This is a genomic window from Ascidiaceihabitans sp., from assembly GCF_039986515.1.
Taxonomy (GTDB): Bacteria; Pseudomonadota; Alphaproteobacteria; order Rhodobacterales; family Rhodobacteraceae; genus Ascidiaceihabitans.
In genome coordinates this window covers 1-13,307 of the sequence record NZ_JBDWQO010000007.1, presented here as the reverse complement: position 1 = coordinate 13,307, position 13,307 = coordinate 1, and the positions used below count along the sequence as shown (strand labels likewise).

At 54.8% G+C, this 13,307-nt stretch carries 15 protein-coding genes; 8 read left to right on the top strand and 7 right to left on the bottom strand.

What is annotated here, in order from left to right; all coding sequences use genetic code 11:
- Nucleotides 1-111 precede the first annotated feature (111 nt).
- The gene (gene phaZ, locus ABJL60_RS02675; protein WP_348286336.1) at nucleotides 112-1,392 is read left to right on the top strand and encodes a polyhydroxyalkanoate depolymerase; all 1,281 of its coding nucleotides are present in this window, start codon (nucleotides 112-114) and stop codon (nucleotides 1,390-1,392) included.
- A 139-nt stretch (nucleotides 1,393-1,531) separates the two neighbouring features.
- Here phaZ and ABJL60_RS02670 read toward each other — a convergent pair whose 3' ends face one another.
- From ABJL60_RS02670 to ABJL60_RS02645, 6 genes are all read right to left on the bottom strand, one after another.
- On the bottom strand, nucleotides 1,532-2,242 hold the full coding sequence (locus ABJL60_RS02670) for an alpha/beta fold hydrolase (protein WP_348286338.1): 711 nt from the start codon (nucleotides 2,240-2,242) through the stop codon (nucleotides 1,532-1,534).
- A 115-nt stretch (nucleotides 2,243-2,357) separates the two neighbouring features.
- The gene (locus ABJL60_RS02665) at nucleotides 2,358-2,984 is read right to left on the bottom strand and encodes a hypothetical protein (RefSeq protein ID WP_348375350.1); all 627 of its coding nucleotides are present in this window, start codon (nucleotides 2,982-2,984) and stop codon (nucleotides 2,358-2,360) included.
- A gap of 17 nt (nucleotides 2,985-3,001) precedes the next feature.
- Nucleotides 3,002-3,430, bottom strand: a complete 429-nt coding sequence (locus ABJL60_RS02660) for a VOC family protein (protein ID WP_348375348.1) — start codon at nucleotides 3,428-3,430, stop codon at nucleotides 3,002-3,004.
- On the bottom strand, nucleotides 3,430-4,413 hold the full coding sequence (locus tag ABJL60_RS02655) for an alpha/beta hydrolase (RefSeq protein WP_348374657.1): 984 nt from the start codon (nucleotides 4,411-4,413) through the stop codon (nucleotides 3,430-3,432). The genes ABJL60_RS02660 and ABJL60_RS02655 overlap by 1 nt, the downstream gene beginning before the upstream one ends.
- Complete coding sequence (locus ABJL60_RS02650) at nucleotides 4,410-5,156, bottom strand: alpha/beta hydrolase (protein WP_348374656.1); 747 nt, start codon at nucleotides 5,154-5,156, stop codon at nucleotides 4,410-4,412. The genes ABJL60_RS02655 and ABJL60_RS02650 overlap by 4 nt, the downstream gene beginning before the upstream one ends.
- Nucleotides 5,157-5,268: 112 nt before the next feature.
- Nucleotides 5,269-5,493, bottom strand: coding sequence for a hypothetical protein (locus ABJL60_RS02645; RefSeq protein ID WP_348374655.1), 225 nt, complete (start codon nucleotides 5,491-5,493; stop codon nucleotides 5,269-5,271).
- Nucleotides 5,494-5,681: 188 nt separating this feature from the next.
- Here ABJL60_RS02645 and ABJL60_RS02640 point away from each other — a divergent pair, with 188 nt between their 5' ends.
- From ABJL60_RS02640 to ABJL60_RS02615, 6 genes are all read left to right on the top strand, one after another.
- Complete coding sequence (locus ABJL60_RS02640; RefSeq protein WP_348374654.1) at nucleotides 5,682-6,863, top strand: MFS transporter; 1,182 nt, start codon at nucleotides 5,682-5,684, stop codon at nucleotides 6,861-6,863.
- Between the two features lie 90 nt (nucleotides 6,864-6,953).
- Nucleotides 6,954-8,900: a threonine--tRNA ligase gene (gene thrS / locus ABJL60_RS02635; protein WP_348374653.1), complete on the top strand. Its 1,947-nt coding sequence runs from the start codon at nucleotides 6,954-6,956 to the stop codon at nucleotides 8,898-8,900.
- 195 nt (nucleotides 8,901-9,095) lie between these two features.
- Nucleotides 9,096-9,401, top strand: coding sequence for a DUF2282 domain-containing protein (locus ABJL60_RS02630; RefSeq protein WP_348286349.1), 306 nt, complete (start codon nucleotides 9,096-9,098; stop codon nucleotides 9,399-9,401).
- A 77-nt stretch (nucleotides 9,402-9,478) separates the two neighbouring features.
- The gene (locus ABJL60_RS02625) at nucleotides 9,479-10,339 is read left to right on the top strand and encodes a DUF692 domain-containing protein (RefSeq protein ID WP_348374652.1); all 861 of its coding nucleotides are present in this window, start codon (nucleotides 9,479-9,481) and stop codon (nucleotides 10,337-10,339) included.
- Complete coding sequence (locus tag ABJL60_RS02620) at nucleotides 10,336-11,103, top strand: DNA-binding domain-containing protein (protein ID WP_348374651.1); 768 nt, start codon at nucleotides 10,336-10,338, stop codon at nucleotides 11,101-11,103. The genes ABJL60_RS02625 and ABJL60_RS02620 overlap by 4 nt, the downstream gene beginning before the upstream one ends.
- Nucleotides 11,104-11,107: 4 nt before the next feature.
- The gene (locus tag ABJL60_RS02615; protein ID WP_108828968.1) at nucleotides 11,108-11,647 is read left to right on the top strand and encodes a DoxX family protein; all 540 of its coding nucleotides are present in this window, start codon (nucleotides 11,108-11,110) and stop codon (nucleotides 11,645-11,647) included.
- Here the strand turns inward: ABJL60_RS02615 and ABJL60_RS02610 are convergent.
- Nucleotides 11,636-11,950, bottom strand: a complete 315-nt coding sequence (locus ABJL60_RS02610) for an ArsC/Spx/MgsR family protein (RefSeq protein ID WP_348374650.1) — start codon at nucleotides 11,948-11,950, stop codon at nucleotides 11,636-11,638. The genes ABJL60_RS02615 and ABJL60_RS02610 overlap by 12 nt on opposite strands.
- A gap of 189 nt (nucleotides 11,951-12,139) precedes the next feature.
- Between ABJL60_RS02610 and ABJL60_RS02605 the strand changes: the two genes are divergently transcribed.
- Nucleotides 12,140-12,346: a cold-shock protein gene (locus ABJL60_RS02605; protein WP_348286357.1), complete on the top strand. Its 207-nt coding sequence runs from the start codon at nucleotides 12,140-12,142 to the stop codon at nucleotides 12,344-12,346.
- Nucleotides 12,347-13,307 lie beyond the last annotated feature (961 nt).

Genomic DNA, 13,307 nt, shown 5'->3' with positions numbered 1-13,307 from the left:
CGTATCTTCGCACTTGCAGCATTTGTGTTCAAATGCAGCATTTATAGTTTGATTGCTAAGGGACATAACGACGCAAAGTCGCCCCTAAGGCAGTAAATACAGGAGTTACCGATGCGGTACATGGCCACTTACGATCTGATGGAGACCATCAGAAATACGAATCAGTGGCTTGGCGCATCTGCTGCTGCTCTTGGATCATACCCCGCAATGTCACTGTTCCCAAACCCTGCGATGGAATGGATGCGGGCGTGGGGCGAAGTGACGGAACGTACTTTCCAGCGCATGGTCGTAAAGCCTGACTGGAACATCCCAACAATCGTAGGCGCGTCCGGCAAAGACCGAATTGTGACTGTTGAAAAAGAGATCGAAGGCGCGTTTGGCGATTTGATCCATTTCAAGGTAGCAAAGCGTACATCCAAAAAGCCACGCGTTTTGCTGGTGGCGCCAATGTCAGGCCACTACGCGACGCTGCTGCGGTCCACAGTGCATTCATTGCTACCCGATTGCGAACTTTACGTCACCGATTGGCACAACGCACGCGACATCCCAGTGAGTGCAGGCAAATTCGACGTCGAAGACTATACAATGTATCTGGTCGATTACCTGCGTCACCTTGGTCCGGACACACATGTTATTGCAGTGTGCCAACCTGCCCCGCTGACATTGGCCGCGACAGCCTATTTGGCTGATGATGAACCTGACGCACAGCCAAAGTCACTGACCTTGATTGGTGGCCCGATCGACCCCGACGCAAATGCAACCGATGTCACGGATTTCGGACACCGCGTCACGATGGGCCAGTTGGAAGAAATGATGATTCAGCGCGTAGGCTTTAAATACCCCGGCGTGGGACGCATGGTGTATCCGGGCCTTTTGCAGTTGTCTTCATTCATGTCGATGAACTCGGAAAAACACTCAAAAGCGTTTTCTGACCAGATTGCCCGTGCTGCGCGTGGCGATGCATCCGAGCACGACAAACACAACAACTTTTATGATGAATATCTGGCCGTCATGGACATGACCGCCGAATTTTACCTGTCCACCGTTGAACGCATTTTCAAAAATGGCGAAATCGCGAAAAACGAATTTGTGGTCAACGGCAAGAAAATCGACATCGGTAAAATCACAACCGTTGCGGTGAAAACGGTCGAAGGCGGCAATGATGACATTTCTGCGCCTGGCCAATGCATCGCTGCGCTGGATTTGTGCACGGGATTGCCCGACGCCAAAAAGGCAAGCCACGTTGAACCCGGTGCAGGCCACTACGGTATTTTTGCAGGCAGTGGCTGGCGCAACAATATCCGTCCTTTGGTGATGGACTTTATCCACGCAAACGGCGGCGTCGCCAAAAAGCCGGTCAAGAAACCCGCCAATAAAAACGCGGCTGCATAAAGGGTTGGTGGGTCGGGACCCACCTTACCTGCTTTGCGGATGGGATGTATAAAAGTTGCTCCGTTGATTGGGGCTCTGCCCCGGCGCTATGCGCCTCCCCGGGATATTTTTGGCGAAAAGAATGCCTGAGCGGCGGCGGTTAACGCAACACCAACGGCATCGCCATCCATTTGCGAAGGGCTGCCGTTGTTTGGTCCGGGCATTCAAGTGTTGGCAGGTGTCCGGCGTCTTCGATCACTTCGAGTTCCGCATAGGGTATCAATTCTGCCATAAACGTGTGACGTTTGATCGGGCACAACGCATCATGTGCCCCACACAGGACCATTGTCGGCACTTTGCATTTGCGCAATGTGCCCTGTTGATCCCGCCGGCGTTGAAGTGCCCTTGATTGCCGCACAAAAACCTCTGCGCCAAGCGTCATGGCCATATCCATCACCAGGTCCAGCACTTCGTGTCGGTATGGTCCCGGCGCCAGATAGTTTGGTTTCATTTCTTCCCGCATCACCTGTTCAAGCCGCCCTGTGCGGGCGCCGATAATCTGTGGTTCCCGCGCCGCAGCGACAACGGGTGTTTCCGCCAGTGGGTTCGTGTCCATCAAAGCCAACCGCGTGATACGGTCGGGGGCGCGGCGCAATATTTCCATTGCGACAATCCCGCCCATGCTTAGCCCTGCCAACGCGAACCGCGCAGGCAATTCATCCAACAGCCCAGAGGCGATTTCCTCGATGCGTTCGCCGCGTGTTACGGGGGCCACCGTCACCGTCATATCCGCAGAAAGCTCGGCGATTTGTGGCCCGAACAGCCGCGCGTCGCACATCATACCGGGAAGAAGAACCAGAGGTTCAGCCATTCTGCCTGCCTTTTGAGTTGGAATCGTTGCCGGTTTTATCCGCGCATCCGTTTGATTTCACTTTCGCGCACTTTGGCCCGAAGCTGCACTTTGTGCAAGCGGCCCAAAGCGCTTTTCAGCGCGTTGCACTGGGGTAGCGGATCCCCCGAAACTTTGGAAAATCCGAATACCGCATGGCCCGGGTCTTTGCGTTTTCTTCTGGCCTTTGCCCGGCCCCCAACAACGTCCCGCGCGGCGCGATATAGCTAGAAATCGTCACCAAAGGTGTCTTGCGCCAAACCAGATTGAACGCGGCGAGTTTTGGAAAAAACCACATGTCCGAATAGGGCAAGTGATCGTGGATCCACCATGCCAAATCACGCCAATCGCGCCCCTTGTCGTACTGATCCGCGAACCACGGCACCACGATGGACGCCCCCGCAATAGCGTCAGCCCCGTCCGCACGGTCCCAGATGTGACATTCCAAGGGGTTGTCATTGCGTGCACAATTCAATTTGTTTCGATTGCCAAAGGCATTCAATGCCGGCGCACGGTAGCCCGAGCGGATCGCGATCCGTCCAAAGGTCTCTTCCAATGGATCAAGCAATTGCGTGCAAAACGCAGTTCCGTTTTCCACAGTCAGATCAGGGTTCTCGGGGATGTTCGGCACACCGTGAAACGCGCTGATTTCCGACATCAAAAAGTCGCGCATATAGAAGTGTTTGGACAAGCGCACACGCCCGAGTGTTTCCAAGCTCCGCATGCTGCGCGGTTGCCGCATCAGCCGTGCCCGTTCCAGCAAAACGCACCATTTGCGGCCAAGGGGCTGAACGGGTTGTGGGCGACTTCCCAGATATTTCCCTCAGGATCAGAGAAATAGCCATGATGCCCGCCCCAAAATACGTCTTGGGCGGCTTTAATCACTTTGCCACCGGCCGCTTCAGCCGCCGCAAGTATAGGGGCCACATCGGCCTTTTCACGCGCGTTGTACCCAAAGGTCGATGCCCCGCGCCCCAAATCTTCGACCGCCAGACCCAGGTCGTCTGCCAAAGCTTGCAGCGGGTACAAACCCAATGTTTGCCCGATCAGATCGAAGGCAACCACGCCGTCTTGGGTGTCCACCCGCGACCATCCCAGTGCAGTGTAAAAATCAGCCATCACACCGATGTCGGACACACCCAGCGTGATCAAGCTGATGCGTTGCTCCATCATTGCAAGCCGCCGATCCAGTTCAAAAGTGTCGTTGTGGCTGCTGCCGTCATGGCGGGTGACATGATATCGCCTGCAATCACATGGCCCATCGGATCGACACCTGCCCCCAACATAGGGCGTTCGACCGTGACAGCCCCCCCCCAGTTTTCGACAATCTTGTCGGTCTCGGATGCAATCACCACCTGATCTTCTGCTGCGTAGTAGAACAACGCAGGTATGGCCACATCCTTGTAATCACGCCCAACGGCTTCCTGAACGGCGGCGGCCATAGGCACTGCGGCGACAGTTGGATAGGTTGTGGTCCATTCACGGCCTTGCCCGTCGTTCAACGGTGTGAAGCTGCGTGTTTTTCCGGCAACCACAGGCCCCCAAACGCGCACACCAGGCATGGTCAAAAGCGCGGCGGCCGGATTGTTCACACCGAAGTTGGGCGCAATGAAAGCAACCCCCGCGACCTGCTGTTGAAGTTCGGGGTGCGTCATGGCCAAGGCCGCTAAAGTGCCGCCGGTCGAAGTGGTCAAGACGATGATTTTGTCACCAATTTTCCGCGCAATGGCCAAGGCCTCTACGGTATCACGCATCCATCCATTCACGGTGCCTTCGCCCATGGCATCTGCTGTGCGGCCATGCCCCTGAAAGCGTGTGTAAACAAGATTGGCCCCTAAATCGGTTGCAACAGCGTCAGGCACCGGGCGGATTTCTTGCGAAGACGCAGAGAACCCGTGCAAATACACAACCACATAGTCCGTTTTCGTTCCTTCCGAACCCGCCCATACAACACGTTTTTCGCTGTCGGGGCGAATGTCATCAAAGCGTGCTTCTTGTGTGGCAAGATAGTCATCAACGCTGTCTTCCAATTGTGTTTCGTCAAAATCTGTCGTGTAATCAACGGGCTCATAGGGCCCGAACACCCACATCGCAAAACCCAAAGCCACAAGCGTTAGGACAAAGCGGACAAAAAACCGACCTATCATTTTCATGGGTTCATGACCTCCAAAACGGCGTTTTCTATAAGGTTCAAACATGCATCATCGGAAAACCGGTGGTCGGCGTCCTTAACGAGGGTCAGCCGCATGTCAGGGCTGGTGGCATGGTCCAGCAACGCAATGGCGCGCTCTGTTGATACGGCGGAATCTGCGGTGCCTTGCAACATGCGCACAGGGAACGGCAAATCCAACGGCGTGCGCAACACAAGCTGTGTGCGACCGTCTTCGATCATGCGCCGCGTGACAATGTAGGGGTCCATATAATCTGATGGCAATTCGACCTGCCCATCTTGCTGCAGTGCAGCTTTTTGGGCATCTGTAAACGATGCCCAATATCCATCTTCGGTGAAATCCGGGGCTGCAGCTATTGTAACCAGCCCGCCCATGCGGTCGGGGTGCGCACGCGCAAACAGCAAAGATTGCCAGCCCCCCATGCTGGAGCCCACCAAAATCACACGCCCGTCTGTCAGTGCAGAAACTGCGGCGGCTGTGTCTTCGGCCCAGTCCCCGATGCAGCCTTCTTCGAAACGGCCAGAGCTTTGTCCGTGACCGGAATAATCAAAACGCAAAAACGCCTGTCCACGGGATTTGGCCCAGGCTTCAAGATGGATAGCTTTGGTGCCTTCCATATCAGACTTCAAACCACCCAAAAACACCAACCAAGGGCCTGTGCCTTCGGTACGGTGGTAAGCAATGCGTCGTCCGGCGTCTGTGTTCAGATATTCAACTTCAGCCAATGCGGTCTCTCCCTTTGGGACAGACAATGCGCGTTGCACCGATCAGGTGCAATGCGGATGCTGAAGTTTTCCGGTGTTCAGGGATCGTAGAGCCCCAATGGTGTTGTCTATGTCAGCCGCTGACAAACACACCCTGACGCGGGCGGAAAAACTGTTTTTGATTGTGCAAACGGCCCAGCAGATCGTGGATGCGGCGGGCCCCGCCATCTTGCGGCACTTCGGATTTGTTTTCTTTCAACTGCTTTTGCGTCAGCGACAGTTTGTTTTTGAGCAAGGCGTCCTCGATCAGTTCGAGGTCTTCGACGGAAAGTTCAAATGACGTGTTATATGCAGGCATGTGACCCTCGGGCGTTGGTTGTGAAAAGTTTCCTATAGTGGACTATTTAAGGGGCTGACGCAGAGAGTCCACAGCAAATCGTCGCAAATCGTGGACATTTTGTCGCTTTTTGCACCATCCACCATAAACGCTTAGCGCGACGCGACGATGTACTTGCTCTTTTTTTGTGTCGCTTCATATCGTGCGCAATGACATCCACCGACACCCCGCCCCCCAAAATGATCCTGCCCGTCATTTCGACATGCAATTTCCTGATCGGAGTTGGCGCGTTTGTCATCATCGGTGTGCTGGAGCCATTGGGCGCAGGATTGAATGTGGCGCCAGAACGCGCAGGCATCTTAATGACCGTGTATGCGTTGGCCTACGCAGTTTTGTCGCCGGTGTTGGTCAGCATGACGGGGCATATCGGACGGCGGCGTGTGATGACCTTTGGTCTAAGCCTCTTTTTGATCTCTGGCATCTTGTCTGCTGTGGCAACGTCGCTTGGCATGCTGGGGGCCGCGCGTGTGTTGGCGGCTGCCGGTGCGGGCTTGTTCACCCCCGTCGGGGCGGCTGTGGTTGCAGGACTGTACCCCCCCGAACAACGGGCGCGTGTTCTGGCTGCGGCCATGTTCGGTTTTAGCTTGGCACAGGTCATTGGTGTGCCAGCTGGCGCATGGATTGCCTACACCTTTGGATGGCGTTTCGCATTTTGGGGTGTTGTGGTTCTGAATATCCCCTGCATCTTTCTGATCTGGCACTTCGTACCTGCGGGTCTGAAATTTCAGGCGGTGACCTTTGGCGATCTGCGCACTACCCTGAAAGACGGACGCATGATGTTTGCGATTGCCTTTACAGGGCTGTTTTTGGGCTCGATCTATGTGATTTTCACCTACATGGCGCCCCTGTTCAGCCAAAGCATGGGAATGGGGCGCGACATGATCTCGATTACGCTGATTGTGGCAGGGATCGGGGCCGTTATGGGCAACATTCTTGGGGGCTTTATGGCGGACAGACTGGGGTGGTACAAAACCCTGATCATTCTGTGTTGCGCACAAATGATCATCATGCCGCTATATTCACATCTGCCTGTTGGTGTACCCGCTTTCTTTGCCCTCTCCGTGATCTGGGCCATGGCGGGATGGTCGTTTATGGCAGGTCAGCAGATGCGGCTGATCGGGTTGGCAGGCCCGAAAGCGCCAGTGGTTTTGGCCCTGACCGCCGCCTGTATCTACATCGGCGCGGCCATTGGATCGGCGATCGGCAGTTTCGTCATCTCCACGTGGTCCATCGATGCCCTTGGATATGCTGCCGCATTTTGCATGATCTTTGCACTGCTCAATCTGGTGATTTCAGCACGCTTCCCACCAAACAGTTACGGCCCCTCTTGACCATAGACTTATCGCCCGTCTAAACAGCGCCCGAACACATAACCCGCAACCGGGCGTTTCGTAGGCGCCAAACTGACGAGGAGTGCCCAGATGGCATCAGTCTCTCTTACCTTTCCCGACGGCAATGCACGCGACTATGACCCAGGGGTCACCCCTGCCCAAGTCGCCGAAAATATTTCCAAATCATTGGCAAAAAAGGCGATCTCCGCCACTGTGAACGGTGCGCATCATGATCTGCAATGGCCCATTGACGCGGATGCGACCATTGCCCTGCACACCATGGCCGACGAAGAGCAAGCCAACGAACTGGTCCGCCATGACCTCGCGCATATCATGGCGCGTGCGGTGCAGGAAATCTGGCCCGACACTCGCGTCACCATCGGCCCCGTTATTAAAGACGGCTGGTACTATGACTTCGACCGCAAGGACCCATTCACACCCGAAGATCTTTTGACCATCGAAAAGAAGATGAAAGAGATCATCAACAAACGTGAACCTGTGCGCACCGAAGTCTGGGACCGCGACCGGGCCGTTCAGTTCTACAAAGACAACAGCGAGCCTTACAAAGTTGAGCTGATCGACGCCATTCCGGGCGATGAGCCGCTGCGCATGTATTGGCACGGCGACTGGCAAGATCTGTGCCGCGGGCCGCACTTGCAGCACACAGGCCAAGTGCCCGGCGATGCATTTAAACTGATGTCCATCGCGGGTGCTTATTGGCGTGGCGACAGTGACCGCGAAATGCTGCAACGCATCTACGGCGTGGCCTTCACCGGCAAGGAAAAGCTGAAAGCCCACCTGCACATGCTGGAAGAGGCCGCCAAACGCGACCACCGCAAGCTGGGCCGTGAAATGGACCTGTTCCACATGCAAGAAGAAGCCCCCGGCCAGATTTTCTGGCATGCCAACGGTTGGCTTATTTATACCCAACTGCAAGATTTCATGCGCCGCAAACAACGCGCAGGCGGTTATGTTGAGGTGAACACACCGCAAGTCGTGGACCGCAAGCTTTGGGAGGCTTCGGGACACTGGGAGAAGTACCAAGAAAACATGTTCATCGTCGAAGTGGACGAAGATCATGCGCGTGAAAAGGCCGTCAACGCGCTGAAACCGATGAACTGCCCCTGCCACGTGCAAATCTTTAACCAAGGTCTGAAATCCTACCGCGACCTGCCCTTGCGTATGGCGGAATTTGGATCGTGCAACCGCTATGAACCCTCGGGCGCCTTGCACGGCATCATGCGTGTGCGCGGCTTTACCCAAGACGATGGGCATATTTTCTGCCGCGAAGACCAGATTGAATCGGAAACCGCCGTTTACATCGAATTTCTAACCTCGATCTACAAAGACCTCGGGTTTGAAAACTTCCGTGTGAAATTCTCGGATCGGCCCGAAACGCGTTCGGGATCAGACGAGGTTTGGGACAAAGCAGAACAAGCGTTGCTGGCTGCAACCCGTGCCGCAGGGATCGAGCCTGAAATGAACCCCGGCGAAGGTGCGTTTTACGGCCCGAAACTGGAATTTGTGCTTACCGACGCAATTGGCCGTGACTGGCAGTGCGGCACGCATCAGGTCGATTTCGTGCTGCCTGAACGCTTGGACGCGACCTATGTGGGATCAGACGGCGACAAACACCGCCCCGTCATGCTGCACCGTGCAACGTTGGGCAGCTTTGAACGCTTCATCGGCATCTTGATCGAAGAACACGCTGGCAAATTGCCCTTCTGGCTGGCCCCGCGTCAGGTGGTTGTGGCTTCCATCATTTCGGACGCCGATGACTACGTGCATGATGTGGTTGCACAACTGAAAGCCGCAGGCGTGCGCGCGGAAGCCGACATACGCAACGAAAAGATCAACTACAAAGTGCGCGAACACTCTGTGGGCAAAGTGCCAGTGATCTTGGCCGTTGGTGCGCGCGAAGTTGAAGAACGCACTGTCACAGTACGCCGCCTTGGCGAAAAACAGACACGCGTCGAAGCGTTGGACGCTGTAACAAAAACGTTGCAGGCCGATGCAACGCCGCCTGACTTGCGCTGAAATATTACAAGGTCGGGCGGATTAACCCTGCCCGACTGTAACATTTCATCAGGAAACAATTGTTTTATGGGTGGAAAAAAGCCCATTCCCTGACGCGCATGTGACACACAGGCTCGTGAATGGTAATATCGCCTGCATACATCCAGACTGGTCTTCACAAGTTCAGTTTTAACCTGCCCTAGAAGGACGTAAAACATGTCAAACACAATGAAATCTGTCGCTCTCGCGTCTGCTGTTGCTGCTGCAATGACAGCTGCCACCACAACAACAACACATGCTGCTTCCAAAGAAAAATGCTACGGCGTTTCCTTGGCTGGCGAAAATGATTGCGCCGCAGGTGCTGGCACGACATGCGCTGGAACCTCTACAGTGGATTATCAAGGCAACGCATGGACACTTGTCGACGCAGGCACATGTGCAGAAATTGAATTGCCTGCACAAGCAGACGGCGCAGCACGTGAAGGGTCGCTGAAAGAACTGTCACGCGACATTCCTGCGTAATTTTCTGACCGGACGATTTTGGTTTGGGCGTTGAACAATGCCCAAACCTCCCAATACGACAGACGAAAGGGCCTACCATGCTGGACACTTCACCTGCACACCGCCCTTTGCCCGATGCGGTCGGTGTCGGCTATAAATCCCAACATTTTAGCGACCTGTTGCACGCCCCCGGCCCTGTCCGGTGGTTGGAAATACATGCCGAAAACTACATGGGCGATGGTGGCAGGCCGTTGGCACAACTGCGCAGCCTTGCAGAAACATTTGCAATTTCTGTGCACGGTGTTGGGCTGTCGATCGGCGGTGAAACCCCGTTGGATCCCGACCATCTGGCCCGTCTTAAACATCTGGTTGCATGGGTCAATCCTGCAAGCTTTTCGGAACATCTGGCTTGGTCCACCCATGGCGCAGAGTTCATGAACGACCTTTTGCCCCTTCCATACACAAACGCCACTCTTGCCCGTGTGGCGGCCCATGTTTCCCAGGTCCAAGACACGCTGGGACGACAAATGCTGTTGGAAAACCCCTCTAGCTATTTGGCCTTTGCAGAAAGCACATGGTCCGAAACAGATTTTCTGGCAGAGCTTACCCAACGCACCGGCTGCGGGTTGTTACTGGATGTGAACAACGTCTTTATCTCCGCCACAAACCTTGGATATTCCCCGCAAAGCTACATCGACGCCTATCCGTTGGCAGCCGTTGGCGAAATCCACGTTGGTGGACACGACGAAGACCAAGATGATCACGGCGCCCCATTGCTGATCGACAGCCACGGATGTGAAGCAGCAGACCCCGTTTGGGATCTATTGGACTATGCGCTGGCAAAAACCGGCCCCCGCCCTGTGTTGATAGAATGGGACAACGATGTGCCGGATTGGGCGACATTGCGTCTTGAAGCTCAGCGCGGGGCCGATGCATTGGTTCATTTGGCAGCGCGATGACTGGCCCCCCTTCCACCACGCTGTCTGCCTTTCGCAGCGCACTTTTGGATGGCACGGCCCCCGTGCCGGTCAACGTGCAAGACGGCGCAGGCGCCCCTGCCGGTCGTCGATACGATGTGTACCGCAACAACGTGGCTGTGGCGTTGCGCGATGCGCTGCGCGCCAGCTTTCCGGTCCTTGTCAAATTGATTGGCGACCAGAACTTCGACATGTTGGCGGGACTATTTTTAAGGGCCCACCCTCCGTCCTCGCCTTTGATGATGTTCTACGGCGGGCAAATGCCGGATTTTCTGGATGGTTTCGCACCACTTGCCCATATCGGTTATCTTCCGGATGTGGCCCGTCTGGAAATCGCAATCCGCGAAAGTTATCATGCGGCAGACAGCACTGCCATGAATCCCGGCCGCTTTGCCGAGGTGCCTACAGAGGCGCTGAACGACGCGACCTTGCAGCTTGCACCGCATGTGCGGGTGATCACGTCAGACTGGCCCCTGCATGACATCTGGCGCTTCAACATGGTAAGCGGCGCGGAAAAACCGCGCAATGTTGCACAATCCGTTTTGATTTTGCGGCGCGAATTTGACCCCGACCCCCATGCCATAACAGCTGCAGACGCGGCATGGCTCAGTATCACAGCACAAGGGGGCGCGATGGGGGATGCCCAAGATGCAGCCGCCGCTGTTTCGCCTGACTACGATCTTGGCCCGCTTCTGACGCTGCTTATCCAGAACAACGCATTGACTGATTTGACCACAAAGGACTGAACTGATGAAAAAGCTTCACACTGCCATTTTTGGCGCGATCGAACGCAACGACTGGATTTTGCCCACACTGGCACGGATCGTATTTGCAGGTGTTCTGTTTTCCTATTTTTGGGTCTCGGCAAAAACCAAACTGGGCGATGGGATTATGGGCATTTTCCAACTGTCCGACAGCGCCTATATCCAGATCTTTCCCAAGGCGGTTGAAGCCGTGGGCTATGACACAAGCCAATTGGGCATTTTGCACTATCTGATTGCTTTGGGCGGCACGTGGGCAGAGTTTATTCTACCGGTCCTGATTGTCGTCGGGCTTTTGACGCGTTTGTCTGCCCTTGGCATGATCGGCTTCGTTGCTGTGCAATCCATCGTTGATGTCACAGGTCACGGCGTGGGCGGCAAAGACCTTGGCGCGTGGTTCGACAAGGCGTCCGGCGCATTGATTGCCGACCAACGCGCATTGTGGGTTCTGTTGCTTTTGATTTTGGTGATCAAAGGGGCGGGCCCACTGTCATTTGACCGTGCTTTACAGCCGCGTTCAGAGACCTAAAGCCGCCTGCGTGTCTTTGGTCCAACCAAGAAAAAGCGCGTCGCCCGTATCTATCAGCGGGCGCTTCATCAAAGCAGGGTGTGCTGCGATCAAATCCAGCGGCGCACCTTCGCGATCTTTATCAGACAGGCCCCGCCAAGTCGTCGACCGCGTGTTCAACAAAGCCTCTTCAAACTGTTGAAAAGCACGTTCCAACACATCTTTGGGCATACCATCCGCACGCACATCTACCAATTCCAAAGCAGGCAAAGCCTTTAAGACTTTGCGGCAGGTATCGCAGTTCTTCAATCCGTAAAGTTTCATTTCGTGCCTCTCGGTCAGGGACGCGCCCTTGGTATACAAAAGAATACCAAGTCATTTCCTTGATTTCGTTGGTTATCGGACAATCTTGTTATCCGTGGGTAATTTTTTGGCAAGGCGAATTGTTCAAAACGCTCACAGGAATGGCTCTGTACTTTCAGAGTGGACGTAAACGTAAAAGGAGACACGGACATGCCCAATGGCACCGTGAAGTGGTTTAACACCACAAAAGGCTACGGATTTATTGCACCTGATGGTGGCGGCAGTGACGTTTTTGTTCACATCTCAGCCGTAGAGCAGTCGGGCTTGACCGGACTGGCAGACAATCAAAAAGTGACGTTCGAGATGTCCGAAGGTCGCGATGGGCGACAAATGGCGAGCGACCTAACGCTGGTCTAAAGCTGCGGCCCCCAACTTGAACACCGGCGCCAGAGTTTCTTTGCGCCGGTGTCGTTCAGCACAATATTCGGATTTGTGAGCGGTGGCTGTTCATACATTTGAACCGACCATACATTTTTTTTTGGCCTCTGCATACGCCAAAGCAGCCCAATAAAACCTGCATGCTTTCCAAACGTCTATTTTGCTAAGCTTCCATTATCTCAAGATGCCAAACAAAGCAGAGACGCGCTGACGAAGAACGCTTGATCGAGGATATGATTGAGCTGACGCGCCAGTTTGGTCGATATGCACTGCACGTCAGGGTATTTCCTGCAAGAAAATATCCCGAGAGTGGCTACCGTCGAGTTGCTGCCCTATTGAGAGATGCAGGCTGGCCCCCCTCAGCCCACGTCGCCATCCGGCAATGGGCCGCTCGCGCGGGCGCAAAGATCGACTTCTGGCAACATTACTACCAAGCTGATCCTGACCGTCCCAAATTGCATGGCCGACCGCCTTCGGTGAACCGAGTCGCATGAGATGAAACTGGGCTGAAGTTCTGCACCCCAGATGGCCTGCTAGGCATCACCTACCAAGGTAAATCCCGCCTATATGTGCTGGAACTGCATCATCGTACGCCAACAAAGCTCGTGGTGGGTCAACTGTATCGCAATTTCCGAGCCGCGCCGGCCATTCAAGCTAAGTTTCCGAGTTATCACACGGGTAGTGATCCTTATGTGATGTCGATTTTTCTGGATGCAAACGATTTGGAAGCAGTCGAACGGCGTGTAGATAACAGCGAGCTATTTTCCGCTGTCCGTAAGGGGTTGAGTTTTGCTAGGTTTGGACCTGTCGCGGTTTGATGCCGTTCCTTTGATAGCATTTATTGCAACAAAGGCGATGAACTATGCCCCGCCCGGCAGGGTTATGCGAAGCATGATCCCGAGAGGGGACTGAAACGGACGGACGAATTCCGGCAAGATGC